General features: G+C 65.1%; 29 protein-coding genes and 1 tRNA gene. 15 read left to right on the top strand and 15 right to left on the bottom strand.

The genetic code is table 11. The features are described from left to right. The first annotated feature begins 5 nt into the window (after positions 1-5). From GA645_RS18830 to GA645_RS18815, 4 genes are all read left to right on the top strand, one after another. Entirely contained in the window at positions 6-959 is a 954-nt protein-coding gene (locus GA645_RS18830) for a DUF58 domain-containing protein (RefSeq protein ID WP_152224498.1), read from the top strand. 5 nt (positions 960-964) lie between these two features. Then, positions 965-2,947: a DUF3488 and transglutaminase-like domain-containing protein gene (locus GA645_RS18825; protein WP_256676199.1), complete on the top strand. Its 1,983-nt coding sequence runs from the start codon at positions 965-967 to the stop codon at positions 2,945-2,947. Between the two features lie 75 nt (positions 2,948-3,022). After that, entirely contained in the window at positions 3,023-3,784 is a 762-nt protein-coding gene (locus GA645_RS18820) for a CHAD domain-containing protein (protein WP_152224496.1), read from the top strand. 118 nt (positions 3,785-3,902) lie between these two features. Continuing rightward, positions 3,903-4,703, top strand: coding sequence for an acyl-CoA thioesterase II (locus GA645_RS18815; protein ID WP_152224495.1), 801 nt, complete (start codon positions 3,903-3,905; stop codon positions 4,701-4,703). Here the strand turns inward: GA645_RS18815 and GA645_RS18810 are convergent. The 5 genes from GA645_RS18810 to GA645_RS18790 form a co-directional block, all read right to left on the bottom strand. After that, positions 4,700-6,271 carry a diguanylate cyclase gene (locus GA645_RS18810; RefSeq protein ID WP_256676198.1) on the bottom strand — a complete coding sequence of 524 codons (1,572 nt, stop codon included), beginning with the start codon at positions 6,269-6,271 and terminating at the stop codon, positions 4,700-4,702. The two genes, GA645_RS18815 and GA645_RS18810, sit on opposite strands and share 4 nt — an antisense overlap. After that, on the bottom strand, positions 6,271-6,774 hold the full coding sequence (locus GA645_RS18805; RefSeq protein WP_256675968.1) for an oxidoreductase: 504 nt from the start codon (positions 6,772-6,774) through the stop codon (positions 6,271-6,273). The genes GA645_RS18810 and GA645_RS18805 overlap by 1 nt, the downstream gene beginning before the upstream one ends. Positions 6,775-6,855: 81 nt before the next feature. Then, on the bottom strand, positions 6,856-7,215 hold the full coding sequence (locus tag GA645_RS18800; RefSeq protein WP_152224494.1) for an Mpo1-like protein: 360 nt from the start codon (positions 7,213-7,215) through the stop codon (positions 6,856-6,858). 114 nt (positions 7,216-7,329) lie between these two features. Further along, positions 7,330-8,808 carry a methyl-accepting chemotaxis protein gene (locus GA645_RS18795; RefSeq protein ID WP_152224493.1) on the bottom strand — a complete coding sequence of 493 codons (1,479 nt, stop codon included), beginning with the start codon at positions 8,806-8,808 and terminating at the stop codon, positions 7,330-7,332. A gap of 138 nt (positions 8,809-8,946) precedes the next feature. Continuing rightward, entirely contained in the window at positions 8,947-9,747 is an 801-nt protein-coding gene (locus tag GA645_RS18790) for a TatD family hydrolase (protein WP_152224492.1), read from the bottom strand. Between the two features lie 226 nt (positions 9,748-9,973). Between GA645_RS18790 and GA645_RS18785 the strand changes: the two genes are divergently transcribed. Continuing rightward, entirely contained in the window at positions 9,974-11,398 is a 1,425-nt protein-coding gene (locus tag GA645_RS18785) for a transglycosylase SLT domain-containing protein (RefSeq protein WP_152224491.1), read from the top strand. Between the two features lie 117 nt (positions 11,399-11,515). Beyond that, a complete protein-coding gene (locus GA645_RS18780) occupies positions 11,516-11,950 on the top strand; it encodes a DoxX family protein (protein ID WP_152224490.1) in 435 nt (144 codons plus the stop codon). 64 nt (positions 11,951-12,014) lie between these two features. Here the strand turns inward: GA645_RS18780 and GA645_RS18775 are convergent, their stop codons facing one another. After that, entirely contained in the window at positions 12,015-13,043 is a 1,029-nt protein-coding gene (locus tag GA645_RS18775; protein ID WP_152224489.1) for a YeiH family protein, read from the bottom strand. A gap of 93 nt (positions 13,044-13,136) precedes the next feature. On the opposite strand from GA645_RS18775, the gene GA645_RS18770 reads away from it, so the two are divergent. Continuing rightward, positions 13,137-14,021 carry a LysR family transcriptional regulator gene (locus GA645_RS18770; RefSeq protein ID WP_152224488.1) on the top strand — a complete coding sequence of 295 codons (885 nt, stop codon included), beginning with the start codon at positions 13,137-13,139 and terminating at the stop codon, positions 14,019-14,021. Here the strand turns inward: GA645_RS18770 and thpR are convergent. Continuing rightward, entirely contained in the window at positions 14,007-14,525 is a 519-nt protein-coding gene (thpR, locus tag GA645_RS18765; RefSeq protein ID WP_152224487.1) for an RNA 2',3'-cyclic phosphodiesterase, read from the bottom strand. The two genes, GA645_RS18770 and thpR, sit on opposite strands and share 15 nt — an antisense overlap. 192 nt (positions 14,526-14,717) lie before the next feature. Here thpR and GA645_RS18760 point away from each other — a divergent pair, with 192 nt between their 5' ends. Next, a complete protein-coding gene (locus tag GA645_RS18760) occupies positions 14,718-15,038 on the top strand; it encodes a hypothetical protein (protein WP_152224486.1) in 321 nt (106 codons plus the stop codon). A gap of 39 nt (positions 15,039-15,077) precedes the next feature. Here the strand turns inward: GA645_RS18760 and greB are convergent, their stop codons facing one another. The 3 genes from greB to GA645_RS18745 are packed head-to-tail and all read right to left on the bottom strand — an operon-like array spanning position 15,078 to position 18,815. Continuing rightward, positions 15,078-15,575, bottom strand: a complete 498-nt coding sequence (gene greB, locus GA645_RS18755) for a transcription elongation factor GreB (protein WP_152224485.1) — start codon at positions 15,573-15,575, stop codon at positions 15,078-15,080. A 41-nt stretch (positions 15,576-15,616) separates the two neighbouring features. Next, entirely contained in the window at positions 15,617-18,118 is a 2,502-nt protein-coding gene (locus GA645_RS18750) for an ABC transporter permease (RefSeq protein WP_152224484.1), read from the bottom strand. A 13-nt stretch (positions 18,119-18,131) separates the two neighbouring features. Then, complete coding sequence (locus GA645_RS18745) at positions 18,132-18,815, bottom strand: ABC transporter ATP-binding protein (RefSeq protein WP_152224483.1); 684 nt, start codon at positions 18,813-18,815, stop codon at positions 18,132-18,134. 10 nt (positions 18,816-18,825) lie between these two features. Here GA645_RS18745 and GA645_RS18740 point away from each other — a divergent pair, with 10 nt between their 5' ends. The 3 genes from GA645_RS18740 (at position 18,826) to GA645_RS18730 (ending at position 20,830) form a co-directional block, all read left to right on the top strand. Beyond that, positions 18,826-19,431, top strand: coding sequence for an arylesterase (locus tag GA645_RS18740; protein ID WP_152224482.1), 606 nt, complete (start codon positions 18,826-18,828; stop codon positions 19,429-19,431). A gap of 69 nt (positions 19,432-19,500) precedes the next feature. After that, positions 19,501-19,779: a hypothetical protein gene (locus tag GA645_RS18735; protein WP_152224481.1), complete on the top strand. Its 279-nt coding sequence runs from the start codon at positions 19,501-19,503 to the stop codon at positions 19,777-19,779. Positions 19,780-19,852: 73 nt separating this feature from the next. Next, positions 19,853-20,830, top strand: coding sequence for a L,D-transpeptidase family protein (locus GA645_RS18730; protein ID WP_152224480.1), 978 nt, complete (start codon positions 19,853-19,855; stop codon positions 20,828-20,830). A gap of 145 nt (positions 20,831-20,975) precedes the next feature. Here the strand turns inward: GA645_RS18730 and oprI are convergent, their stop codons facing one another. Together oprI and GA645_RS18720 are read right to left on the bottom strand one after the other, a co-directional pair. Next, on the bottom strand, positions 20,976-21,227 hold the full coding sequence (oprI, locus tag GA645_RS18725) for an outer membrane lipoprotei OprI (protein ID WP_017517003.1): 252 nt from the start codon (positions 21,225-21,227) through the stop codon (positions 20,976-20,978). Positions 21,228-21,639: 412 nt separating this feature from the next. Next, positions 21,640-21,729: transfer RNA gene (locus tag GA645_RS18720), tRNA-Ser, on the bottom strand. Positions 21,730-21,893: 164 nt separating this feature from the next. Between GA645_RS18720 and earP the strand changes: the two genes are divergently transcribed. Together earP and efp are read left to right on the top strand one after the other, a co-directional pair. Beyond that, positions 21,894-23,021, top strand: a complete 1,128-nt coding sequence (gene earP, locus GA645_RS18715; RefSeq protein ID WP_152224479.1) for an elongation factor P maturation arginine rhamnosyltransferase EarP — start codon at positions 21,894-21,896, stop codon at positions 23,019-23,021. 42 nt (positions 23,022-23,063) lie between these two features. After that, positions 23,064-23,630: an elongation factor P gene (gene efp, locus GA645_RS18710; protein ID WP_017517001.1), complete on the top strand. Its 567-nt coding sequence runs from the start codon at positions 23,064-23,066 to the stop codon at positions 23,628-23,630. A 73-nt stretch (positions 23,631-23,703) separates the two neighbouring features. Here the strand turns inward: efp and GA645_RS18705 are convergent, their stop codons facing one another. The 3 genes from GA645_RS18705 to GA645_RS18695 form a co-directional block, all read right to left on the bottom strand. Next, on the bottom strand, positions 23,704-24,132 hold the full coding sequence (locus GA645_RS18705; RefSeq protein WP_152224478.1) for an organic hydroperoxide resistance protein: 429 nt from the start codon (positions 24,130-24,132) through the stop codon (positions 23,704-23,706). Positions 24,133-24,278: 146 nt separating this feature from the next. Then, positions 24,279-24,728 (bottom strand): MarR family winged helix-turn-helix transcriptional regulator, encoded by a 450-nt coding sequence (locus GA645_RS18700; RefSeq protein ID WP_152224477.1) that lies wholly within the window; start codon positions 24,726-24,728, stop codon positions 24,279-24,281. A 146-nt stretch (positions 24,729-24,874) separates the two neighbouring features. After that, positions 24,875-25,726, bottom strand: a complete 852-nt coding sequence (locus tag GA645_RS18695) for a LysR substrate-binding domain-containing protein (RefSeq protein ID WP_152224476.1) — start codon at positions 25,724-25,726, stop codon at positions 24,875-24,877. A gap of 97 nt (positions 25,727-25,823) precedes the next feature. Between GA645_RS18695 and GA645_RS18690 the strand changes: the two genes are divergently transcribed. Then, on the top strand, positions 25,824-26,054 hold the full coding sequence (locus GA645_RS18690) for a DUF1127 domain-containing protein (protein WP_152224475.1): 231 nt from the start codon (positions 25,824-25,826) through the stop codon (positions 26,052-26,054). A gap of 74 nt (positions 26,055-26,128) precedes the next feature. Beyond that, positions 26,129-26,599: a DUF3291 domain-containing protein gene (locus GA645_RS18685; RefSeq protein WP_152224474.1), complete on the top strand. Its 471-nt coding sequence runs from the start codon at positions 26,129-26,131 to the stop codon at positions 26,597-26,599. Positions 26,600-26,611 lie beyond the last annotated feature (12 nt).

The raw sequence follows: 26,611 nt of genomic DNA, 5'->3' as shown, positions 1-26,611 counted from the left end.
CCACCATGCTGGTCAGGGTCAGGCCGCTGTGGCAAAGCTGGATCGCCCGGCGGATTCCGCCGTCGCCTTCGCTGCAGCTCAACCAGCGACGCATCTTCATTATCCCTTCCCGCCAGGGCGCGGCGTTCGGCGTGGCGCTGACGCTGATGCTGCTGACGGCGATCAACTACCAGAACAGCCTGGCCTATGGGCTGACCTTCCTGCTGCTGTCGCTGTTCATCGTTGCCATCCTGCACACCTACCGGAACCTGGGCGGCCTGCGCCTGACCGCGCTGGGCGCGCCGCCGGTGTTCGTCGGCGAGCAGGTGGGCTTCCGCGTACGGCTGGATGCGGAAGGGCGCGCGCGCCAGGCCATTGCCATCGGCTGGACGGCGGAACAGTTGCACTTCGCCGATGTGCCGGCCGAGGGCGCCGAGGAGCTCCGGCTGGATGTCTCGGCGCAACGGCGCGGCTGGCTGCGCCCCGGCCGCCTGCGGGTGGAAAGCCGCTTCCCGCTCGGCCTGCTGGTGGCCTGGAGCTGGCTTGACCTGGATCAGGCCGGCCTGGTCTATCCGAGCCCGATTGCCAGCGATCTGCCGCTGGAGGGCGGCGCGGCGGCCGACGAGGAGGAGGGCGTGCGGCCCTGTGGCCAGGGCGTCGATGACTTCCAGGGGCTGCGCGCCTACCAGCCTGGCGACTCGCGCCGGCGTCTGCACTGGAAGGCCTACTCCCGTGGCCAGGGACTGTTGGTGAAGGATTTTTCCGCGCTGGCCGGGCGCAATCTGTGGCTGGACTTCACGCTGCTTGGCGGCGATATCGAAGGTCGTCTGTCGCGGCTGTGCTACTGGGTGCTGCAGTTGTCGCAGCGTCAGCAACCGTTCGGCTTGCGCCTGCCGGGTGTGCAACTGGCGGTGGCCAGCGGCGATGCCCATCGTGAGGCCTGCCTGCGCGCGCTTGCCCTGTTCGGGGAGCGCGCATGAGCACGGTGCAGTCCATTCCGAGGGTCGCGCTGACCTGGCTGCTGGTGGCCCAGTCGGTAGTGATCATCCCGCACCTGGAACACCTGCCGCTGTGGATCGTTGGCCTCTGGCTGGGTTGCGCGTTCTGGCGCATCCAGGTGTTCCGCATGCGCGCCAACTACCCCAGCGGCCTGGCCAAGCTGGCGCTGGTCGGTGCCGCCGGGCTCGGCGTGTGGTACTCGCGTGGTTCGCTGATCGGCCTGGACGCCGGGGTGGTGCTGCTGATCGCCGCGTTCGTCATCAAGCTGGTGGAGCTCAAGACCCGGCGCGATGCCTGGGTGCTGATCCTGCTGGGGTTCTTCGCGGTGGTGACCAGCTACCTGTTCCAGGACGACATCCTGGCCGCCGCCTTCAGCCTGCTGCCGGTAACCGCCTTGCTGGCGGCGCTGATCGGCCTGCAGCAGAGCAGCTTCGCCGCCCGTCCCGGATCGACCCTGCGCCTGGCGGGTGGCCTGCTGCTTCAGGCACTGCCACTGATGCTGTTGCTGTTCATGCTGTTCCCGCGCCTGGGGCCGCTGTGGTCGCTGCCAATGCCCGGCGGCCAGGCCCGCACGGGCCTCAGCGACTCGATGATGCCGGGGGACATGGTGGAGCTCAGCCAGTCTCCCGAGCTGGCCTTCCGCGTCAGCTTCAAGGGCGAGCCGCCGCCGCGCGCGGAGCTCTACTGGCGCGCGCTGACCCTGGAGAACTTCGACGGCGAACGCTGGACCCAGGCTGGTCAGCGCCGTGATGCGCCGACGCCGCAGTGGGAGCGGCAGGGTGTCGCGCTCGAATACAAGGTGGTCATGGAACCGAGCAACCATCCATGGCTGTTCGTGCTCGACGTGGCGCAGAGCGAACTGAGCGATGCCCGGATGATGAGCGACTTCCGCCTGGAACGTCGATCTCCCGTGCGCCAGAGCCTGCTCTATAACGCAATGTCCTGGCCGCGTGGGTTGCTCGAACCCTCCGACAATCGCCGCGCGCTTCACCTCAATCTCAACCTCCCAGCCCGCGGCAACCCGCGCGCCAGGGCCTGGGCCAAGGAACTGCGCGAGCGCTACCCGCAGCCCCGCGAACTGGCACAGGCAATGCTTCGGCACTTCCGTGAGCAACCCTTTGCCTACACGCTCAAGCCTCCGGCAACCGGAGCGGAGCGCATCGATGGTTTCCTCTTCGACACACGCGCCGGCTTCTGCGAGCACTACGCCGGGGCCATGACCTTCGTCCTGCGTGCGGCCGGGATCCCCGCACGGGTGGTGACCGGCTATCAGGGCGGCGAACTGAATCCCGCCGGCAACTACCTGCTGGTGCACCAGTTCGACGCCCATGCCTGGGTGGAGTACTGGCAGGCGGGCAGTGGCTGGACGCGGATCGATCCCACCGGCGCGGTATCGCCCGAACGCATTGAGCTGGGGCTGGAGCAGGCGATGAGCCGCGAGGGCAGTTTCCTTTCCAGTGATCCGTTTTCACCGCTGCGCTATCGCGGGTTCAGTCTGCTCAACGGCTTGCGCCTGACCTGGGATCAGGTCAACTACGGCTGGCAGCGCTGGGTGCTGGGTTACCAGGGTGACCAGCAGGACGAACTGATCCGCCGCTGGTTCGGCTCGCCGGACAGCCCCTGGCTAGTGCTGCTCACGGTTGGTGGTGGAGCGCTGCTGCTGGCTGCGCTGGCGTTGTGGTTGTTCAAACCCTGGCGGCACCAGCGGGATGTCCAGCTGCGTAGCTTCGAGCGTTTCGAGCATCTGCTGGCGCCGCATGGGCTGCGTCGCGAGGCAGGGGAGGGACACCGCGATTTCAGCGGTCGCGCCATGCTCGCGCTGCCGAACCAGGCCGAGGCGATTCGCGCCTACAACGAGGCGTTCGAAGCGCAGCGTTATGCTGGCGCCGCGGTCGACCCTGCCATGTTGCGTGCGCATCTGGCGCGGTTGCGGCGTGAATTGCCGTGGCGCTGGCGGCGACTTCCATGAGGCATGACGCCGGTCACTTGCTGGCGGCGGCATGCCAACTAACCTGATAATTCATCCCACTGTGCGGAGCGTGCCGTGTCCTCCTTCAGCGACTATCTGGTGACCCATCTGATCGAGCAGGAGGTCGCGCTGTTCTCCGCCTCCGCCCGTCTGAGCGCCGGCTCCGACCCCGAAGCCCTGCACGACCTGCGCATCGCCGTGCGTCGTTTGCGCAGCCTGCTGCATGCGGTGCGCGGGATGCCGGGCATCGATGAGCTGGAGGAGTCGCTGGGCGAAGTAGGCCGGTTGAGTGGGCCGCTGCGCGACCTGGAAGTGCTGCTGCCGGTGCTGGAGGCCGAAGGCTACGAGCGGGCCGCGGCCCTGCGCCGTCCGGCCCTGCTATCGGGTTACATCGCGCTGCTCGCCAGCCCCCAGTGGGACCGCCTGCTGATGCGCCTGGACGGTTGGCCGCAGCTGTGGCGCACGGCGCAGCGCCATGGCGTGCTGGGCGGCTTGCATGACAAGGTGCGCAAACGCCTGGGCAAGGAGTGGCAGAAGTTGCGCCTGGCACTGAAGGACCCCGCGCACGACCGTCACCGCCTGCGCCTGCTGATCAAGCGGGTGCGCTATTCGCTGGAAGCCTATCCCGAAGAGTCGGCGGTGCCGCAGCGCCTGCTCGTTCCGTTGAAGGATGCGCAGACTGCCCTGGGCGAGTGGCATGACTATGAGCAGTGGCTGATCCGCAGCGAGCGCGAGCTGGATCTGATGCCATTGCAGCCGCACTGGAATGCCCGCCACGACCTCGCTGAGCGCGAGGCCGACGAGAGCCTGGACGCCCTGCAGCAGGCACTCGGCTGACACCATAGAAGGTGTAGATGACGCGCCATTTGTTCCGGGGCGAACAACGCTTTGGATGGTGTTCTCGTGCCGCCCGTCAGCCTAAGATCGCTGCCCAACCCCAGAATGGAAGCGATCCATGACTTTCACCGAAATGCTTCAGGCGGTGCGTGCCGCGCCGCTGTGCGTGGTCATCCCGACGAGCTGGGCGCAGGGGCGGGCGAGCTTCGGTGGGCTGGTGGCCGCGGCAGCCTACGAGGCGATGCGCGCGGTGACTCACGAGGGGCGGCCGGTGCGTTCGCTGGCGATCACCTTCGTCGGTCCGGTCGAGGTGGAAACACCGGTGAGCTTCGAGGCCGAGGCGCTGCGCGAGGGCAAGTCGGTGAGCCAGGTGTTCTGCCGCGCGGTGCAGAACGGTAAGGTGGTGGCGCTGGTGCAGGGCAGCTTCGGTGAGTCGCGCAGCTCCAGCGTCAAGGTGGAGAATCTTCCTGCGCCGGGCTTCAAGGAGCCCGAGCACTGCCAGGAACTGCCGTTCATTCGCAAACTGATGCCGGCCTTCACCCAGCACATCGCGATGCGCTGGGCACGCGGGCACATGCCGTTCTCGTCCAGCCGCGAGGTGGAAATGGGCGGCTGGATGCGCTTTCGCGGTGGCGGTGTGGCTGATGCAGCGCTGGAGGTGTCGCACCTGCTGGCGCTGATCGATGCCTGGCCGCCAGCGACGCTGCCGCACCTGAAGAGCCCCGCGCCGTCCAGTTCGCTGACCTGGACCGTGGAGTTCATCCAGCCACAGCCGGCCATGCCCGTGGATGGCTGGTGCCAGTATCGGGCGACCATCGAACACGCCCGCGATGGCTACGGTCATATTGCTGCCCATTGCTGGGCGTCTGACGGCCGCCTGTTGGCGATCAGCCGGCAGACGGCGACCATCTTCGGTTAGCTCGGCGCCCGCTCGGTGCGGTTGCGCCCTGCGGCCTTGGCCCGGTAGAGGGCGCGGTCGGCACGGGCCAACAGGTCTTCCAGGCGCACCTCGCCGGGTAGACGCTCGGCCATCCCGATGCTCAGGGTCAGGTGCAGGCGGCTGCCGTCCTCTCCGGTGAAGGACAGTGCCTGCACGGCGCGGCGCAGGCGCTCGGCGACCTGCAGCGCGTGCTGCGGATCGGTCTCCGGGAGGATCGCGGCGAACTCCTCGCCACCCAAGCGGCCGAGCAGGTCGATATCCCGCAGGCCCTGGCTCAGCTCGCCGGCCACTGCCTTGAGCACCGCGTCGCCGAACGCGTGACCGTAGGTGTCGTTGATCCGCTTGAAGTGATCGATGTCGAGCATCAGCGCGGAGCATTGGCGCTGATAGCGCTGGGCGCCCTTGAGCAGACTGACGCCGCGTTTGACGAAGGCATGGCGATTCTGCAATCCGGTCAACGGATCGGTACTGGCGAGCAGACGCAGCTCCTGCTCCAGCGCCTTGCGTTGCTGGATGTCGAAGCTCCATACCAGCGAGGCCGGCTGCCCGTCGATATCCAGTTGCCGCGCCCAGACCACCGCCCAATACGGCGGGTTGCCGGCCAGTCGGGTTTCCCAGCCATCCAGTTGACCGAAGTCGCCAAGCGCCTGGCGGAAGCGGCTCTCCTCGTCGGGGTCGTCGAACAGGCGCGTGAGGTTGAAGCTCTCGTCGTCGGTGCCGGTGCGTTGCAGCAGACCCGGGCTTACGTAGTGGGCGTGGCCGTCGTGGTCGTTGAGCAGCGCCACGTCGCTAGGGCTGGTGTCGAGGATGTAGCGCAGCAGTGACTTGCGTTCGCTCAGTTCCTGGGTGCGTTGCTCCACGCGCTTTTCCAGGGACTGGTTGAGGTCGTTCAGGCGCTCGGTGAGCCGCCGCTTGCGCCTTGAGTTGGCGATGACCCGCCGGGTCAGTAGTACACAGCACAGGCCCAGGCCGGCGAGTACCCAGGCGAGCAGGGCGAAGGCGTGTTGCAGGTCCTGGCGTTCTTCGTCGAGCTGGTTGGTCAGGGCGATGTTGGTGGCGACGATGAGCTCGTGGGTGGGTTTGAGCAGCCGCGGCAGCTGGTTCTGCATCTCCTGGGCAATCACCCGCGCCGCTGCGGGCTGCCCCCACGGTGCGCGCTTGGCCCAGCCCGCGCTGAGCTCTTCGAGGCGTCCGAGCGTGTCGTCGACTTCCGGACGCGGCTCGGCGAGGTAATGAAACACGGAGGTCCTGCGCAGTGGCGCCAGCAGGCTGACCAGGACTTCGATGCGGGTGGCGAGGGCGTCGCTGTCGGTGCGACCGTCCAGCACGGCCTGGGCGGTGTCCAGCGATCGCTCCAGCTCGGCGCGCATCTGGTAGGCCTGCCACAGCTCGCTGTGTGCACTGGGGTGCGCCAGCCGGCGGACCTGCTGGTCGACCAGCAGCAGGGCGGCGCAGGCACCCAGGGTGAGCGCTGCAATCAGGCTGCAGAGGATGATGAAGGTCAGGCGGCGCCGATGACGCTCGGGAGTCTGAACAGGCAAGGCGATCACTCCAGGGTAATGTGGCTGACCTGCCAGACAGTCCGGTTGAAGTAGAGCTGGGTGCGCAGCTCGGGATAACGCACCAGCGGATAGATGATGAACAGGGGGCCGCGTTCGCTGATGCCGATGTAACGGTCATCGCGGCGATAGGCGAGGATCGGCTGGTACGAGCTCAGGTCGCTCAACGGGATCAGCGCGGAGTAGTCGTTCAGGGCATCGACGCGCAGGCGCTTCGACGTGTCCAGCTGGCCGGCATCGAACAACTGGCTGAGTGGAACGCCTTGCCAGCTGGAGATGCGCTCTTCCTCGGGAAGCATGGCGGTGTAGGTCTGCTGGGGGAGGCGCTGCAGCTCAGAGAGGGTCAGGCGCCGGAGTGCCTCAGGGCGACCGGCGATCTCCAGCGTGAGGATGGTGCGCTCGGTAGACGAGGGAAGGGGCGGGCTTGCCGCCACCTGGCTGCCAATAAACAGGCAGGCCAAAAAGCCAAAAAAGTGACGAAAAACCAACATCTCGACAGCTCGTGACGTAATTTCGACGATTATATCGGCGAACCCCCGGCTGACTTGAATGGCCGAAATGCCGCTCCTTCGTCAACGCTTGCGATTTTTCCAGGCGCGCCACCAGGCGCCGTTGAGAACGAAGCGGGGAAAGGTGATGAACTGTTCGGCGAGCAGCCGACCGATGGCGTCCTGGCGGTCCGCGAAGGGTTCCGGCGGCTGGTCTTCAAGCTTGTGTCCGCGCCCCTGGATTGCCAGCGAAGCGATGATGCCGATCACACCGAGGGCGACGCCGCTCAGGTGCAGGCGCAGCAGCCCGCTGACCAGGATCACGGCCGCGAGGATGAACAGCGGTACGGCGAGGATGTGCAGTGCCAGGTTGGTGGGGTTGCGGTGGTTGGCGGCGTAGCCCTGCCATTGCCAGGCGAGCAGGTTGGGATGACGTTTGGCCACGGACACTCTCCTATGCGAAAACCGGCCCGCCGCTGGCGGCGGGCTTTGTATCTGCAGTCTAGGTCCTGGCTGGAAAGGGCCGCCAATCGGCGCTGGCTATGCGTCCGATAGGGATTACAGACGCAGTTGACCGATCGCCCGGCTCAGTTCCCCGGCCAGGTCCGCCAGTTGATGGCTGGTGCCGGCCGAGTCCACAGTCTGCTGCACGGTGAGCTCGGTAACGTCGCGGATACCCACCACCGAGCGGGTCATTTCCTCGGCGACCTGGCTCTGCTGTTCGGCGGCCACGGCGATCTGCGTATTGCTCTCGCGCATCTGCGCCACGGCGGCGGCGATGGCGGCCAGGGCCTCGCCGGCCTCGCGGGCTTCCTCGACGCAGCCGTCGGCCTTGATCGAGCTTTCCTGCATGAACTCCACGGCGTCGCGGGTGCCCGACTGCAGGGCGTTGATCATCTGGGTGATCTCGTCGGTGGAGTCCTGCACGCGCTTGGCCAGGTTGCGTACTTCATCGGCCACCACGGCGAAGCCACGGCCCATTTCCCCGGCGCGGGCCGCTTCGATGGCCGCGTTCAAGGCGAGCAGGTTGGTCTGCTCGGCGATGCCGTGGATCACGCTGACCACGCTGCTGATCTTGTGGCTGTCCTGGGCCAGCTGCTGGATCATCTCGGCGGTCTGCTGCACGCCCTGGGACAGCCCGGCGATGGACTGGCCGACGCGGCCGACCACCTGCTGGCCGTTACCCGCCAGGCGATCGGCTTCCTGCGACTGGTCGCGGGTGTCGGCGGCGTGCTGGGCGATATGGTGGACGGTGGTGGACATCTCGTTGATAGCGGTGGCGGCCTGGTCGGTCTCGCTCTGCTGGCCGAGCATGCCCTGGCGCACCTGGCCCATGGTGCTGGCGAGGCTGCGCGCGCCTTCGTCGAGGCGCCCGGCGGCCTGGGCGACGGTGCCGACCACGCGCTGGTAGCCACCCTGCATGGCGTTGAAGGCGGTGGCCATCTGTCCGACCTCATCACGACTTTCCAGCGGCACGCGGGCGGACAGGTCACCGCTCTTTTCCACGTGCAGCATCACGTCGCGCAGGGTCAGCAGGTGAGTGAGGATGAAACGGATCAGCAGCTGCGAGGCCGCCAGCAGCACCAGCATCAGCACCATGACGGCGCCGGCGTAGGGCAGCGCGCGATCCGCGAAGACAGTCCAGAAGTCCGCGCCCGGGGCGACTACGGCGACTCGCTGGCCATTGCCCAGGTCCTGCACGTAGGCGCCGGCCAGTGCCCCGGCACGGGTCTGGGCACCCTGCAGATCGACCCAGCCGCTGGCGCGGGCAAGGGCGGAACCGTCGACGCCGGCGATCTGTGGCGTACTACCGGCGGCAAAGCTGATGAGATTCGAAGAGGACGGCAGCGGCGTGCTCGTGGGCCAGCTCTTGAGCAGCTGGGCCTGGGCTTCGGCGCCCTGGCGCGCCTGTTGGTTGCGGGCGTCGAGTTCCTGGTGCATGGCGAACAGCACCAGCAGCAGCGTAGTGACGAAGGCGACCGCGTTTACGGCCCAGAATTTGTACTTGAGGGAAATGTCGCGGATCCAGGCGGCCATGGCTGTCTTCTTGTCGGTCGAATGGTGGCAAAGCGCCGCCATTGTCATGAAAAGGATGAAGGCTGGCCATTGATAGGGATCAAGCCGCCTTCCACTCCCATGGTTAACGGCCGATGGACGGCAATCTTGAGATCAGCTTCACAGCGCTGGCAGGTTGAAGAACCGCCGCGCGCAGTCGGTGGTGTGGGCGGCGACCCGCTCGGGGCTTTCACCGCGATGCAGGGCTACACAGGTCAGCACTTCCGGCAGGTAGGCCGGTTCGTTGTGGCCGTGCTTCGGCTTGGGCCGCAGAGTGCGCGGCAGCAGGTAGGGCGCGTCGCTCTCCAGCATCAGGCGGCCGGCAGGGATCTCCTTCACCAGCTCCTGCAGGTGGGTGCCGCGGCGTTCGTCGCAGATCCAGCCGGTGATGCCGATGTGCAGGTCCAGGTCGAGGTAGCTGTAGAGCGCGCGGCGCTCGCCGGTGAAACAATGCACAACGGCCGCGGGAAGCTTGTCGCGGAAGTCCTTGAGGATCGCCAGCAGGCGGTCGGCGGCATCACGCTCGTGGATGAATACCGGGCGCTGCAGCTCCACTGCCAGGGCGAGCTGTTCCTCGAAGGCCTTCTCCTGCTGCGGGCGTGGTGAAAAGTCGCGGTTGAAGTCCAGTCCGCACTCGCCGACGGCGCGTACCCGATCCTCCTGCAACAAGCCGCGCAATACCTTGGCGCTGCCGCTGTCCCAATGGCTGGCCTCATGCGGATGGACGCCAGCGGTGCAGTAAAGACGCTGCTCTTCGTCCAGTTGCCGGCACAGTTCCAGGGCCTGTTCGCTGTCGTCCAGGCTGGTGCCGGTGAGCACCATTTGCCCGATTCCGGCCGCGATGGCACGGGCGAGTACGGCTTCACGTTCCTGGGCAAAGCTCGGGTGAGTGAGGTTGACGCCGATGTCGATCAGTTGCATTTTGCTTCCCTTGGTTTGGGCGAGAAGATTAGCAATCCCCCTTATTCTTCTGTGAAAATTCTTCAAAATCAGGTTATTGAGGAATTTTCTGGTCTAGCTTCCGGAATTTCGGGTTGGTATTACGCCCTTGCTGTGAGACTCTGGCGCGCTTTCGACGGCCAGGAACTTACGGCCAATGCTGCGCTCTGATTGGGCCGGCGCTGTGTGTGAGCCCCTGGAGAACTGGATGACTCGACTGTTGCTGCTACTGCTGTGCCTGGTGGCTTTGGCGCCACTGCCAGCGGCTGCGCGCCTGACGACCCAGCCGGAAAACTGGGAGCAGGACAGCGGCAGCCTCCATGACCTGGCCAGCATCCGTTCCGGCGGCGTTCTCCGCGTCCTGGTCAATCAGAGCCGCAACAGCTCTGGCGAGATCAAGGGCGAACCCATTGGCGTCGAATATCGCCGCCTGCGCGCCTTCGAACAGTACCTGAACGACTCAGCCCCGGGGCGCAAGCCGCTCACCATCAAATTCATTCCCAAGGCGAAGGACCAACTGCTGGGTGCGCTGCAGCGCGGCGAGGGCGATTTGGTCGCCCCTGGCGAAGTCCTGCTGGCCCGCGACGGGCAGAATGCCAGCGCCAGTCTGCCGTGGAAGGAAGACGTACCGCTGGTACTGGTGACCCGGCAGGGCAACCGCCGCTTCGTGCGGCTGGAGCAGCTTGCCGGACGCACCGTCACCCTGCCGGCCGGCAGCGCCGCCGGCGACGCCATACAGCGGGTCAACGAGCGGCTGGCCCAGCGCCGGATGGCGCCGATGGTGATGGAATGGACCGACTCCTCGCTGGCCGTGGAAGACGTGCTGGAGATGGTCCAGGCCGGCATCTTCAATTACACCGTGGTCGAGCAGCCCATAGCCGAGCGCTGGGCCAAGGTCTTCACCAAGCTGCGAATCGACCGGCACCTGGTGCTGGACAACACCGAGAGCATGACGTGGTACGTGCGCCGCGATGCGCCGATGCTGCGCGCCAGCGTCAATGGCTTCCTCAAGGGATATCGTCCGCCGGCCGACCAGGACAGTGCCTTCCAGCGTCTCTACCGGCGCGCCTATCAGGTGCGCAATCCTCTGGTGGCGCCTGATCGCAAGCGCCTGGAGGCCGTGCGTCCGACCCTGCAGCGCTTCGCCGAGCAGAGCAGCCTCGACTGGCTGGCCCTGGCGGCGGTGGCATTCAAGGAGTCCAACCTCGATGCCGGCGCGCGAGGCGCCGGTGGCGCCACCGGCCTGATGCAGATCACTCCGGCAGCGGCGCGTACCGTGGGGGTGGACGCCGTGCACCAGAAGGAGAGCAATGTGCAGGCCGCCAGCCGCTACATGGCCATGCTGCGCAAGCGCTTCTTCTCCAGCCCGCGTATCAGCGAGCGTGATCGCATGGCCTTCGTGCTGGCGGCGTACAACGCCGGTCCCGAACGGATCCAGAGCCTGCGCGCGGAAGCCAAGCGCCAGGGGCTCAATCCGAACCAATGGTTCTTCCAGGTCGAGCGAGTGGCGGCCGAGCAGCTGGGCATGGGCGTGGTGAACTATGTCAGCAGCATCAACAAGTACTATCTTGCATATCAGCGCGAACGTGATGGCCTGGAGCCACGGGAGAGCGTGGCAGTGATCAAGAAGTAATTAATTAATTCGATAGTTATCAGTGCAATTTTGCGCTTTTTATATCGGAATAATTGGATATATTGATCCCCAAGCAACCACGGTTGTGGCCCACTCTTCTCTGCACAAGGATTCACCATGAACTCGCTGATCAAATCCATCATGTCCACCAACGCTGGCGCTGGTCTCGCTGTCCTGCGCATCACCACTGGCCTGACCTTCATGGCTCACGGTTCGCAGAAGCTCTTCGGCGCCTTTGGCGGCCCAGGGTTGCAGGGTATGGCCGGTTGGCTGGAGTCCATCGGCGTGACTCCGGGCTACCTGATGGCCACCCTGGCCGGCAGTGCGGAGTTCTTCGGTGGCCTGGCGCTGGTACTGGGTCTGCTGGTGCGTCTGGCCAGCATCCCGCTGATCGTCGCCATGCTGGTCGCCGTGTTCAGCGTGCACGTTGCGAACGGCTTCTTCATCCAGGCGAACGGCTTCGAATATGCCTTCACCCTGATCATGATCAGCGTTGCGCTGCTGATCAGCGGCGCCGGTCCCTTCTCGCTGGACCGCAAACTGTCCAGCTGATCGCCGGTCGCGAAAACGAAAAGGGCGGACACCTCAGGTGTCCGCCCTTTTTTGCCCGCCCGGTTCAGTGGAAGAGGTACTGCACGCCACCATTGATCAGACCACCGCCGACCAGCAGGAAGATGAACAGCCCGGCGCCCAGCAGCAGCGGCTTCGGTCCTTCCTTGCGCAGGTCGCCCAGGCGGGTTGCCAGGCCCAGAGCGGCCATGGCCATGCCCAGCATCACATCGTCCAGTTGCTGCAGCGGTGCCAGCCAGCTTTCCGGGACCCAACCCAGCGAGCGCAGGCCGGTGACCAGCAGGAAGCCTACGGCGAAGCCGGGAATGTGCAGCTTGCGACGCTGGCCCGGTTCGGCGGCTTCCGCACAACCGACGCGGCCGAGAACCAGCAGTGCGGGGGCCAGCAGCAGTACCCGCAGCATCTTGCTGATCAATGCTGCATCGGCGGCGGCCGGGTCCATGGCGCGCCCGGCAGCGACCACCTGGGCCACTTCATGGATGGTCGAGCCGGTGAACACACCGAATGCCTGCTCGCTGCCGAACAGATTTGGCAGGGCGGCGTAGATCAGCGGGTGCAGCAGCATCGCCAGGGTGCCGAACAGCACGACGGTGGCCACGGCGACGGCGGTGTGCTCGGCGCGCGCCTTGAGTACAGGGCTGCTCGCCATGACTGCCGCGGCGCCACAGATGGCGCTGCCGGCTCCGATCAGCAGGGCGCTTTCGCGTGGCAGCTTCAGCCAGCGTTCGCCGATCCACCAGGCCATGACCAGGGTGCTGGTAACCATCAGTACATCGATCACCAGGGCGGCCGGGCCGAGGGCGGCAATGTCCTGGAAGGTCAGGCGCAGGCCGTAGAGCACTACGCCCAGGCGCAGCAATTGCTGACGGGAGAGATCCACGCCGGGACGGATGCCGCCGAAACGGGCCAGCCCGAGGTTGCCCGCCAGCAGACCGATCAGGATGGCTAGGGTCAGGCTGCCGAGGCCCAGGTGTTGCAGCGCTGGAATTTCCATCAGTTGGCGCGAGCCGAAGGCGATGCCCAGGCAGAGCAGGGCACCGGGCAGGTAGTAGGGCAGGCGGCGTAGGGCGTCCATGAAAGGCTCCTTGTGTAAGGTGAAGCCATGGTGCCGCGCCCGTGCTTAGTGTAAAAACGGATTGTTCTTATTGGGTTAACCGGTTTTTTCGATATGTGGCCTCGCATCACCCTTCGCCAATTGGCGACCTTCACGGCCATCGCCGAACTGGGCAATGTCACCCAGGCGGCCGCGCGCATCGCGCTTTCGCAGTCGGCGGCGAGCCAGGCATTGCAGGAACTGGAGCGGGCGCTGGGAACCCGGCTGTTCGATCGCAGCGGCAAGCGCCTGGCGCTGAACGATAACGGCCGGGCCTTCTACCCGAAGGCCAGTGCGCTGCTGGCCCAGGGCGAGGAGCTGGAGAACCTGTTCGAATCCGCGCCGGTGCAGCTCAGCCTGGGGGCGAGCCGCAGCATCGGCGGCTATGTACTGCCGCAGGTAATGGCGGGCTTTCTCGCCGAGTTGCCGGACAGCCGCCTGCAACTGCAGGTCGCCAACAGCCGCGACGTGGTCGAGGCGCTGGCCGAGTTTCGCCTGGATGTCGCGTTCATCGAGGCGCCGATTCAGCATCCGCAGATCCAGCTCACACCCTGGGCCGACGATGAGCTGTTGCTGGTGGCTGCGCCGGATCATCCGCTGGCGCTGGCCCGGCAGGTCACCCTTGAGGACCTGTCAGCCGCACGCTGGGTGCTGCGCGAGTCCGGCTCGGGCACCCGCGTCACTTTCGAGCAGCAGGTGCTGCCGCGCCTGGGCAGCGTCAACGCGCCGCTGGAAATCAGCAATGCCGAGGCGATCAAGCACCTGGTCGGACGTGGAGCGGGGATTGGCTGCCTGTCGGAGCGCGTGGTGCAGGCGGAGCTGGCGCGGGGTGAACTGGTGCGCCTGGACAACCCGCTGGGGCCGCTACGCCGCACCTTCTTCCTTGCGCTGCATATCGACAAGTTCCCCACGGCGGGGCTGCGGCGCTTCCTCGATTACGCGCAGTCAGGCGTGGTCTAGCGGCCATTCGCCGAGCGGGCGATAGCGCACGCCAGTCGGACTGTTTTCCGAGCTGTACAGGGTGATCGCGCGGGCTGGCCATTTGAAGGCCGGCTGTGCGGCTGGCAGGCTGTGGGCGTGTCGCGCCAGGGTGATGTGTGGGTGGAAGGGGCGCGCTTCGACCTCGAAGGCGTGCGCCTGCAGTGCCTCGCGCAGGGCCTGCACCAGCTCGTGCAGTTCGGTGGGAACCTGGCTCGGCGCCAGGTGCAGGATGCCGTTCTTCCAGCGTGCCAGGTTGTCCAGCTGCAGGGTGAAGCCCTGGCGCGGCAGGCTCGCGCCGATGGCCAGCAGTTCCGCCTTGCGGCCACGGGGAGTGGCGCCTAGGAAGGCGAGCGTCAGGTGCAGGTTGGCTTGTGCGACGCTCTGGCCGTCCAGATGCAGGCCCTCGCGCCAGGAGCAGATCGCCTGCGCCAGCTCTGGCGGGCAGGGCAGGGCGAAGAACAGCCGCAGCGGGGGTGTGCTCATTGTGGGATTCCTTGACTGAGGTCGCCTTGACAGTATCGCCGGGGCTTATCTAGGATGCCGCTCAGCGCCGATTTAAGTAGCAACTTGCGGGGCGCGGATGCGGCTAGGCCGACATCGAAATACCGCTAAAGCGCTGGTTCGGTGTGCCTCTCGCCGCGTCCAGCAGGACCCCTGAGGCGGAGACGTGACACCATGACCTGTCCCAACCCGCATGTGCGCCTGGCCCCGATCACCACCGGCCTGGTGCGCCGCAATCCGAAGATTCTCCTGGGCGGCAATCACCAGCCCACACTCGTCCGTTACCTCGATGGCTGGCCCAAGCGCTGGAACGGCTCGCGCACCTTCCTGATCCAGTTCGCCGAAACCGTCGCCGACATCGCCCGTTTCCCTTCCAACAGCTTCGACTTCGCCGTGGTCCAGGCGCCCAGTGCCAGGCAGTTGGAGTCCACCGTTCGCGAGTTGACCCGTGTGGCGCGGCAGGGGCTGATTACCCGGCGGCCGCAGTCGCTCTGAACCCCGGTCTGATCCTACAAGGGCATATCCCTTCGCCGTTCAGGGATACTCGATTTCCACCACGAACCACATCTTCTCGCCGGACGGGCTGTGCACCATCACTTCGGCGTCCAGTTCCTTGCCGACCAGGGCGCGGGCGAGCGGCGAGTCGATGCTGATGTGGTTGTTGCGCAGGTCGAGCTCGTCCGGGCCGACGATGCGATAGCGTGCCTGCTCGCCATCTTCGTCCTCCAGGGTGACCCAGGCGCCGAAGTAGACCTTGTTCGGATCGGCGGGGCGCTCGCACACTACCTTGCAGTTTTCCAGGCGCTTGCGCAGGAAGCGCACGCGGCTGTCGATCTCGCGCAGCATCTTCTTGCCGTAGGTGTATTCCGCGTTTTCCGAGCGGTCGCCCTGGGCCGCGGCTTCGCTGACCGACTGGGTGACCTGCGGTCGGCGCACGTTCCACAGTTCATGCAGCTCGGCGCGCAGGCGCGCTTCGCCTTCGGGGGTGATCAGCGGGGTGCCGGCGGGGCGGGGAGGGCGATAACGGCTCATGGCTTCCGGGGTAACGGGAATGATGATGGGAGTCTACCCGATCAGCCTTCGCGCAGCAGGCGTAACGGGCTCACGCTCAAGGCTCTTCGCGTGCCGAGCAGCCCGGCGCCGCCGACCAGCAGCGCGCCCAGCGCCGGCAGTGCGAGCAGCCAGGGGTGCGGGCTCCACGGCAGGTCGAAGACCAGCCGGTAGAGCAGGTAGCTGATCAGCTCGCAACCCAGCGCCGCCAGCAGCCCGCTGACTGCGCCGAGCAGGGCGAACTCGCTGCGCCGGGTACGCATCAGCAGCTGGCGCTCCGCGCCCAGTGCGCGGAGCAGGGCGCCCTGGCGCAAGCGCTCGTCGAGGGTGGCCTGCAGGCCGGCGAAGAGCACCACGAAGCCGGCAGCGAGGACAAACACCAGCACGTACTCCACCGCTAATGTCACCTGGTCGAGGATGCTGCGCAGTTGTGCGAGCAGTGCGTCCACCGGCAGCAGGGTGACGGTGGGGAACGCGCGCGCCAGTTCGATCAGGTCGTGCTCCTGGCTGACTGGCAGGTAGAAGCTGGTGAGGTAGGTTACCGGCAGGTTGGTCAGGGTTCCGGGCTCGAAGACCATGAAGAAGTTGGGCTGGAAATTGTCCCACTTCACTGAACGCAGGCTGAGCACCTGAGCCTCGCGTGTCTGGCCGGCGACGCTGAAACTCAGGCGGTCGCCGACTTTCAGGCTGAGGTTGTTGGCGAGTTTTTCTTCCACCGACACGCCGGGCAATGAGTTCTTTTCGCCGGCTTGCCACCACTGTCCGGCGACGATCTGGTTGCCCGCGGGCAGGCGCGCCGACCAGGTCAACCCAAGGTCGCGTTGCAGGGCGCGTTCGCTGCGGACGTCCTCGCTCAGCGCATGGACCGGCTGGCCATTCACCGCCACCAGGCGTCCAGGCACCATCGGGTAGAGGTCTTCGGCGTTGGGTGAGAGTTCCTTCACCCGTTGCTCGAAGCTGTCCTTCTCGGCGGGGAGGATGTTCAGCGCGAAGTGATTCGGCGCATTCGCCGGCAATTGCGCGTGCCAGGTGTCCAGCAGCTCGCCGCGCAGCAGCGCGATGAGCGCCATGGCCAGCAGGATCAGGCCGAAGGCCAGACTCTGTCCGGCGGCCGCCAGCGGGTAGCGCAGCAGTTGGCCGAGGCCGAGACGCCAGGGCAGGCTGGCGCCTTGCAGCGCGCCGCGCAGTCCGCGCAGTGCGAGCAGGAGGATGAAGCCGAGGATCAGCGCGGCGATGGCGCCGCCACCCAGCAGGGCGAGGGTCAGCTTCAGGTCCAGGCTCAGGCGCCACATGATCAGGCCCAGGGCGATCAACGCGCAGGCGTAGGCCATCCAGGTGCGCATTGGCACCGGCAGCAGGTCGCTGCGCAGCACGCGTAGCGGTGGCACACGGCCGAGGGCGGCCAGCGGTGGCAGGGCGAAGCCGGCGAGTGCGACAAGGCCGGTGGCCGTGCCGGCCAGGGCCGGGACAATCCCTGCTTCGGGAATCTGCGGCGGCAGCAGGTCGCCCAGCAGGTGGATCAGGCCGAGTTGCGCGAGCCAGCCCAGGAAGGCGCCGCAGAGGCTGGCGGCCAGTCCCAGGGTGAGCAGCTGTGTACCGTATAGAAGCAGGGCTTGGCGCCGTGACAGGCCGAGGCAGCGCAACAGGGCGCTGGCGTCGAAGCGGCGGGTGGCGAAACGGTTGGCCGAGAGCGCCACGGCGACGCCAGCGAGCAACACGGCGGCGAGGCTGGCGAGGTTCAGGTAGCGTTCGGCGCGGCCGAGGGCGTCGCCGATCTGTCGATTGCCATGGTGGGCGTCCTGCAACTGCTGGTTGGCGGCAAGACCGTCCTGTGTTGCCTTTCCATAGGCCAGCAGCGCCTCGGGCGGGCCGCCCCACAAGTCGCGGTAGCGTACGCGGCTGCCGGGCTGGACCACGCCGGTGGCGTCCAGGTCCCGCAGGTTCATCAGGACCCGTGGCGTCAGGCTGTAGAAGTCGCCGGCGCGGTCCGGCTCGTAGGTCAGTACGCGGGCGATGCGCAGGCTCTGGCGGCCGATGTCGACGCTGTCGCCCACCTTCAGATCGAGGCTCGCCAGCAGCCGTGATTCGACCCAGATCTCCCCCGGCTGGGGTCGCCCGCCCTCGACTTCGGGCTGTAGGGGCTCGGGAGCGCTTTTCAGCTCGCCACGCAGCGGATAGCTGTCGCCGACGGCTTTTACGCTGCTGAGCTGGATGCCCTGGTTGGTGGCTACCACGCTGGAGAATTCGACGCTGCGAGCGTGCTCCAAGCCGAGTTTGAGGCCACTATTGATCTGCTGCTGGCTTGCGGGCTGGGTGCCGTTCAGTACCAGGTCGGCGCCGAGGAATTCGGCGGCGCGCACCAGCATCGCCGCGTTGAGCCGGGCGCTGAAATAGCCGATGGCTGAGCTGGCTGCCACGGCGATTAGCAGGGCGAAGAACAGTACGCGCAGCTCTCCGCTACGCCCTTCGCGCCATAACTGGCGCAGGGACAGGCGGAACAGGTTGGGCAGCGACAATGACTTCATCGGCTCTCGTCCGTCAGGGTTCGGCGTGGTCGATCAGGTGGCCGCTTTCCAGATGGATCAGGCGCTGGCAACGATGGGCCAGGCGCTCGTCGTGGGTCACTAGCACCAGGGTGGTGCCACGCTCGCGATTGAGCTCGAACAGCAGGTCGCTGATGTGCTCGCCGGTGGCGGTGTCGAGGTTGCCGGTGGGCTCGTCGGCAAACAGCACGTCCGGCTCGGCGGCAAAGGCGCGGGCGATGGCGACCCGTTGCTGCTCGCCGCCGGAGAGCTGGCGCGGGTAGTGGGTGAGGCGCTGGCCGAGGCCGACACGCTCGAGCAACTCACGAGCGCGTTGCCGGGCGTCTGCGCGGCCGTCGAGCTCCAGCGGCAGCATGACGTTCTCCAGCGCGTTGAGGCTGTCGAGCAACTGGAACGACTGGAACACGAAGCCGACGTGGGCGGCGCGGACGCGGGCGCGCTGGTCTTCGTCCAGGCTGGCCAGCGAATGGCCGAGCAGGACGATATCGCCGCCGCTGGGCAGGTCGAGCCCGGCGAGCAGGCCGAGGAGGGTGGACTTGCCCGAACCGGAACTGCCGACGATGGCCAGGCTGTCGCCGCGGGAGAGGTCGAGGGAGAGGTCGTGGAGGATGGCCAGCTTGCCTTCCGCGCTGGAAACAACCTTGCTAAGGTTCCGCGCGGTGAGAATGCGTTCGCTCATGGAGAATCCGATGCGTGCATGGCTAATGGGCGGCTGCCTGGCGTTGCTTCTGGTTGCGCAGCAGGCCGCGGCGCAGACGCTGTTGGTCGTTGGCGATAGTATCAGCGCCGGTTTGGGACTGGATACCAGCCTGGGGTGGGTGAGCCTGCTGGACAAGCGCCTGAAGGAGCAGGGTTTCGACTACAAGATAGTCAATGCATCGATCAGCGGTGACACCAGCGCAGGCGGCCTCGCGCGCCTGCCGGCGCTGCTTTCGGAGCAGAAGCCGAAGCTGGTGGTGATCGAGCTGGGTGGCAACGACGGATTGCGCGGAATGGCGCCGGCGCAATTGCAACAGAATCTTAGCGGCATGGTTCAGCAGTCGCAGAAGGCGGGTGCCAGGGTGGTGCTGCTGGGCATGAAGCTGCCGCCGAACTACGGGCAGCGTTATACCGACGCGTTCTCCAAGGTGTTCGAGACGGTCGCGCGGGAGCAGAAAATCGCCCTGGTGCCGTTCTTCCTCGACGGTGTCGGTGGCGTGCCGGGGATGATGCAGGCGGACGGCATTCATCCGGCGGCTGCGGCACAGCCTAAACTGCTCGACAATGTGTGGTCGGAGCTCAAGCCGCTGCTCTGAATTCCACTGTATCAAGGCTTCCCCGCGAACGGCCTTTCGGCTATGTTTGCGCACCCTTCTGGAGCCCCTATGCCGCGCCCCGCCTGGACCCACTTCGCCTACCAGCTGATCGAGCCCGATGAGCAGCTGGATCTGTTCGCCTGCCGCGAGGTCCGGGTGCACCTTGTCGCACGCCAGCTGGAGCTGGGAACGCCGGCCGATCGTACACTCTGCGGCGGCCTGCTGCCGGCCCAGCCGCTCTGGCGTGGGCTTGAGAAACCGTTGTTGCGCGACCGACGCGTCTGCGACGCCTGCCTGAAACAACTGGAACAGGAAAAGCGCGGCGCGCGGGCCTCCTGGCTCGTCTGATATCTCCCAGCGACACGGCTGGCGGTGGTAAACTGTTACCCCTTTGCCCATTGCCCTTGTCAAGGATTCTCGGATGTTGTCGCGCGTTATTGCCGCCTGCTCGCTGTCCTTAGCCGCGTTGCTCTCGGCCGGCCCCGTTTCCGCCATTGAATTGCCATTGCCGGCCCCGGGCGACGATATCGTCGGTCAGGTCCAGGTGATCAAGGCCAAGTACGAAGATACCTTTGCCGACCTCGGCGAGAAATATGGCCTCGGTTACTCCGAGATGATCGCCGCCAACCCGGGCGTCGATGCCTGGCTGCCGGGCGTGGGTACCGAAGTGATCATTCCGACCCGCTTCATTCTCCCGGCGGGCCCGCGCGAAGGCGTGGTGATCAACCTGGCCGAATACCGCCTGTATTACTTCCCCAAGGACAAGGGCGTCGTCTACACCTATGCCCTGGGCATCGGTCGTGAAGGTTGGGGCTCGCCGGTTGGCAGCACCTCCGTGATCGCCAAGACCAAGGACCCGGCCTGGTACCCGCCGGCGTCGATCCGCGCTGAGCACGCCGCCGACGGCGACCCGCTGCCGACCGTGGTTCCGGCAGGCCCGGATAACCCGCTGGGTCCGTACAAGATGAGCCTGGGTTTCCACGGCTACCTGATCCACGGTTCGAACAAGAAGTTCGGCATCGGTACCCGTACCAGCCACGGCTGCTTCCGTATGTACAACTCGGACGTGACCCAGTTGTTCTCGATGATTCCGGTGGGCACCAAGGTGCGCATCATCAACGAGCCCTACAAGTTCGGCCGCAGTGAAGGCAAGATCTATCTCGAGGCCCACGCGCCGATCGACGACAACGGCAATCCATCGGTGGTCGACAAGCACACTGCGGTGATCAATGCGCTGCTCAAGCGCGAAGACATCGCCAGCCAGATGCAGATGGACTGGAACGTGGTGCGCGAAGTCGTGGCCGCCGAAGATGGCCTGCCGGTCGCCATTGCCCAGCCGCAAGCGCAGGGTGCGCCGGTTGCGGCCACTGTCGATCAGGACGCCATGCCGCTGCAATAACTCGAACTGCTTTGAAAGAGCCCGCTTCGAGCGGGCTTTTTCTTGCGTGCGCTTTCTGTGGGCAGGCTTGGTGTCGGCATAAGAAATCGCAGGCATAAAAAAACCGACCCCGAAGGGTCGGTTTTTTAACAGATCCGAAGATCTATTACTTGCGGCTGGCTTTGTCCAGCATGCGCAGGGCGCGCTCGTTAGCCTCGTCAGCGGTCTGCTGGGCTTTCTGAGCGGCGGCCAGAGCTTCGTCAGCCTTGCGATAGGCTTCATCGGCACGGGCTTGAGCGCGAGCAGCGGCGTCTTCAGTAGCGGTCAGACGTGCTTCGGTTTCTTTCGAGTGGCTGCTGCAACCGGTGGCCAGAACAGCAGCCAGAGCCAGAGCAGAGAATTTCAGAACGTTGTTCATCGTGTTCCCCTTAAGGTGGACATTTCCATTAAAAGCAATCTCCCATGACTGGGAAATTAGCCGGACTACATAGTACTCATTACTTGTAGTAAGTAAACTGACTGGACGCAAGTACGGCACTTTTTTTTCATGTTAGCCCGATATTTGCAGTTGCTCGAGGCGGATTTGGGCAAAAACTGTCCAATCTGGCAAAGGAGTGTTTCCAGAGAGTGTCAGTGGGAGAGGGGGGAGGTTTCCAGGGGGGGGCGGGGAACCTGCCTGGCAGATGGCTGTCGTCTATAGTCGAACAGCTGTTTAATTGCCATCGTGCATTTGTGGAAGTGGCAACTTGCAAGAGCGGGCATGCGGGGAAATAGTGTGACGCCATAACGAAAAAGCCCGGCTAATTGCTTAGCCGGGCTTTTTCATGATCTGGCGGTGAGGGAGGGATTCGAACCCTCGATACGATTTCTCGTATACACACTTTCCAGGCGTGCTCCTTCAACCGCTCGGACACCTCACCAGATTTCTCGACAGCGCTGTGTCTGTCGAGGCGCGCACTTTACTCAAAGCGTTCCCTGTTGGCAAATGTTTTTTGAAAATTTTTTCCAACGGATTCATCGGCTTAAGGAGGAAAGGCCGGATCGCGGCTACACTGGCGCCTTCTAAAGTGCTGGGTGCGGGCGTATGGCGAGCTGGGACATCTTCTGCAGCGTAGTCGACAACTACGGTGACATCGGCGTTACCTGGCGCCTGGCTCGCCAGTTGGCGACCGAGCACGGGCAAGCGGTGCGCCTGTGGGTGGATGACCTTGCCGCCTTCGTGCGCATCTGCCCCCAGGCCGATGTGCAGGCACAATCGCAGCAGCAGTCCGGCGTGGACGTTCGGCATTGGCCGCAAGCCTGGCCCGATACCGATGCGGCGGATGTGGTGATCGAGGCCTTCGCCTGTGCCATGCCGCCTGCCTATATAGAAGCGATGGCCCGGCGGACGAAGCCTTCGTTGTGGCTGAACCTCGAATACCTCAGTGCCGAGCCCTGGGTGGAGTCCTGCCATGGCCTGCCGTCGCTGCAGCCCAACGGCCTGCAGAAGTACTTCTATTTCCCCGGCTTCACGCCGCTCACCGGAGGGCTGCTGCGCGAAGGCGATCTGATCCGGCGTCGGGATGCCTTCCAGGCGGACCCCGGCAATAGCGCCCGCTTCCTCGAAAGCCTCGGCGTACAGGTGCGCGGCGGGGAGCGGCGTATTTCCCTGTTCGCCTATGAGAACCCCGGGTTGGCCAGCTGGCTGGATGTTCTGGCCAAGGGCGTGACGCCAACCCTGCTGCTGGTGCCTGAAGGTCGGGTGCTGGGCGACGTCCAGCACTGGGCGCAGCAACTGCTGGGGGTAGGGCAGGGCTGCGAGCGCGGCGCGCTGCGCGTACAAGTGCTGCCGTTCGTCCGCCAGGAGGATTACGACCCGTTGCTGTGGAGCTGCGACATCAACGCGGTGCGTGGCGAGGACTCCTTCGTCCGCGCGCAATGGGCGGGGCGTCCCTTCCTCTGGCACATCTACCAGCAGGACGAAGACATCCATCTGGAAAAGCTGGAGGCGTTTCTGGCGCTGTTCACCGAGGGCATGGACGATGCACTGGGCGAGGCGCTGAGCGATTTCTGGCTGGCCTGGAATGGGCGCGGCGAGGTTGGCGAGGCCTGGCGCAGGCTGGAGGTAAGGCTGCCGGAGTGGTCGGCGTGGATTGGAAATTGGCAGCGGCGTCTGACCGAACAAACCGATCTTGCGGCGGGGCTGGTGTGTTTTTATACAAATTGGCTATGATATGGCCCCTGTTTTTTGTCTCCAATCCAATCGGATAATCGTATGAAAACCGCACAAGAGTTCCGCGCTGGCCAGGTTGCCAACATCAATGGCGCCCCCTGGGTCATCCAGAAGGCCGAGTTCAACAAATCCGGCCGTAACTCCGCGGTCGTCAAGATGAAGCTGAAGAACCTGCTGACCGGTGCCGGCACCGAGACCGTGTTCAAGGCCGACGACAAGCTGGAGCCGATCATCCTCGATCGCAAGGAAGTGACCTACTCCTACTTCGCGGACCCGCTGTATGTCTTCATGGACACCGAGTTCAACCAGTACGAGATCGAGAAAGACGATCTGGAAGGCGTGCTGACCTTCATCGAAGACGGCATGACCGACGTCTGCGAAGCGGTCTTCTACAACGAGAAAGTCATCTCCGTTGAACTGCCGACCACCATCGTTCGCGAAATCGTCTACACCGAGCCGGCTGTCCGTGGCGACACCTCCGGTAAAGTGATGAAGACCGCTCGCCTGAAGAACGGTGCTGAAGTCCAGGTTTCCGCCTTCTGCGAAATCGGCGACTCGATCGAAATCGATACCCGCACTGGCGAGTACAAGTCCCGCGTCAAGGCCTGAGCCTGAACCGAGACAAGAAAAAGCCCGGCTGATGCCGGGCTTTTTCGTTTCTGCCGTTTACCAATCCGACCTGTCAGACGCTCACGTTCAGGCGTACGTCGATGTTGCCGCGGGTGGCGTTGGAGTAGGGGCAGACCTGGTGGGCCTTGGCGACCAGGTCCTGGGCCTCGGCCAGGTCCAGGCCCGGCAGGTTGATGTTCAGTTCCACTTCCAGGCCGAACCCGCCCGGGATCTGGCCGATGCCGACCTTGCCAGTGATCGAGGCGTCAGCCGGGACCTGCTTCTTGCTCTGGCTGGCGACGAACTTGATCGCGCCGATGAAGCACGCGGAGTAGCCAGCAGCGAACAGTTGTTCCGGGTTGGTGGCTTCGCCGCCCTGGCCGCCCAGTTCGCGTGGGGTGCTCAGTTTCACGTCGAGGATGCCGTCCGAGGAAATGGCGCGACCGTCACGGCCTCCGGTGGCGGTAGCGGTGGCGGTGTAGAGGGCTTTGATGGCTTGCATGATGGTGTCTCCGATTGTCTTGCTGGTTAATATCTTGTGCGCTAAGTAGTGCGTGAGGTGTAAGTTAGTTCTATTTAATTTAGTGCGCAAGATAAATTTCGGAAGATTTCGGACTAAAGAACGGTGCGATCAGGCATAAGCCCGGATTACGGGCCTTGCAGCTGTTCGCGCAGCTCCACCAGTTCCCGCTGAAGGCGCTGGAGCTTTTCCAACGTTAGACGGCTGCTGGCGAGGATGCAGCCCGGAATGCTCTCCGCTTGTCGGCGCAGCTCGCGGCCTTTGTCGGTCAGGCGCAGCTGCACCACGCGCTCGTCGGCCTGGCTGCGGGTGCGGGTGATCAGCCCTTCGGCCTCCAGGCGCTTGAGCAGGGGAGTGAGGGAGCCGGGGTCGGTGAGCATCCGCGCGCTGATCTCGCCAACGGTGATACCGTCGCCCTCCCAGAGCACCAGCATGGCGATGTATTGCGGGTAGGTGAGGCCAAGCTCCTGCAGCAGGGGTTTGTAGACCTTGGTCATCTGCAGGGAGGTGGAATAGAGGGCAAAGCACAGCTGGTTGTCGAGCTTGAGGGCTTCGCAGGTCGGGTCTGGCTGGGCCATCGCAGTCTCCTGGGTAGACGCCTGGGCAGATGCCCTGGGTGAGCGTCCGGGATGGACAGGTAATTGCGCATTAATTTAGCGCGATGGTTATTTGATGAACAGCGTCCCTGCTGATTCCTGGCTGTGGATGCGATCTGGACCTTCCGTCAGGCGCGGAAGCCTTCGACGATGTACTCCGCCAGCTTGTCGGTGACCGGTGTCATCTTCGACCCGCGCAGCAGGACGATGCTGGCGTTGGGCAATTGCGGCAGCCCTTCCTCTTCGCCGAGGATGCGCAGGTTGCCGGTGAGCAGGCTGCGCAGCTGTGCGGTCACAGCCAGGCCCGCGCTGGCCACCGCGAACAGCGCCGACAGGCTCGGGCTGCTGTAGGCGATGCGGTAGTCCACTTCCATGGCTTCCAGCGCATTGCAGGCCCAGGCGCGGCAGAAGCAGGCGGTGTTGAACATCGCCAGCGGCAGCGGGCGCTGGTCCTGCGGGCAGAAGCTCTCCGCGGCCATCCAGACGAAGGGTTCCTGGCGCAGCAACTGGCCGATCTCGGTGCCCGGTTCGCGGGTCACGATGGACAGGTCCAGGTCATTGCGCAGCAGCAGTTGCGCCGAGGATTCGCAGTGCACTTCCACCTGGACCAGCGGATAGGCCTCGGCGAAGCGCGACAGAATCTCCGGCAGGAAGCGCATCACGTAATCGTCCGGCGTGCCGATCTTGACCGCGCCGACCATGTGCGGCTGGCGGAAGGTGTTGAACACCTCGCCTTGCAGCCGAAGGATGCGCCGGGCAAAGCCCAGCAAGACCTGGCCCTCCGGCGTCAGGCGCACCTGGCGTCCATCGCGCTCGAACAGCGCGCGCTCCAGCACGTCCTCTTCCAGGCGCTTCATCTGCATGCTCACCGCCGACTGGGTGCGGTTGACCACCTCGGCGGCGCGGGTGAAGCCGCCGTGATCGGCGATGGCGACGAAGGTGCGCAGCAGTTCGCTGTCGATACTGGGGAAGCTGCTCATTCATCAATCTCCGAGATGGGTCGCATAAGAATGATTCGTTGGATTGATCTTATCCCCGGAGTGAGACTGCATCCAGGCCCACACGGAGGGATTCACGATGAAAGGTCAACTGGGTTTCGTATCGATGTCCTATCACGCCCACAAGGCGCCGGCCGCGCCACTATGGCAACGTGCCCTGAAGCGCGTATTGCATTGGCACGAACTGGCTCGCCAGCGCAGTCTGCTGGCCAGCATGAGCGATGAGGCGCTCAAGGATATCGGTCTGAGCCGTGCCGACATCCAGGAGGAAATCGAGCGTCCGTTCTGGGTCGATCATCTGAGGCGTTAATCCGCACGGGCGGCACGCGAGATCGTGTCGCCCGCCGTTGTACGGGATAAATCACTTTGCCAGGGAATGCCCCCATGTCTTCGCACTACCATCTCGCCCAGGTCAATATCGCCAAGGCCCGCGCGCCGCTGGATCACCCCGTGATGAAAGGCTTCGTCGATCAGCTGGATCACATCAACCGGCTGGCCGAGGCCAGCTCCGGGTTCGTCTGGCGCCTGCAGACGGATGAAGGCGATGCCACGGCCATCCGCGCATTCGACGACCCGCTGATCATCGTCAACCTGTCGGTATGGGAGTCCGTCGAGGCGCTGCGCGAGTATGTTTACGGCGGCGAGCACCTGGCCGTGTTGCGCCAGAAGCGCGACTGGATGGAGAGGCTGCCGACGCCGAGCCTGGCGTTGTGGTGGCTGCCGCAAGGAGAGTTGCCCGATGTGCTGATGGCGCGGCGAAAGCTGGAGCTGTTGCAGGCGCAGGGGGCGTCGCCGGAGGTTTTCACCTTTGCCCGGCCATTTCCGATACCCGAGCGCGTTGGCGAACCGGCCTGATGCGGTCAGCCC

The sequence above is a fragment of the Pseudomonas sp. SCB32 genome, assembly GCF_009189165.1.
Lineage (GTDB): Bacteria > Pseudomonadota > Gammaproteobacteria > Pseudomonadales > Pseudomonadaceae > Pseudomonas.
Note: the sequence above shows the minus strand (reverse complement) of the source record. Positions and strands in the feature narration are given on the sequence as shown.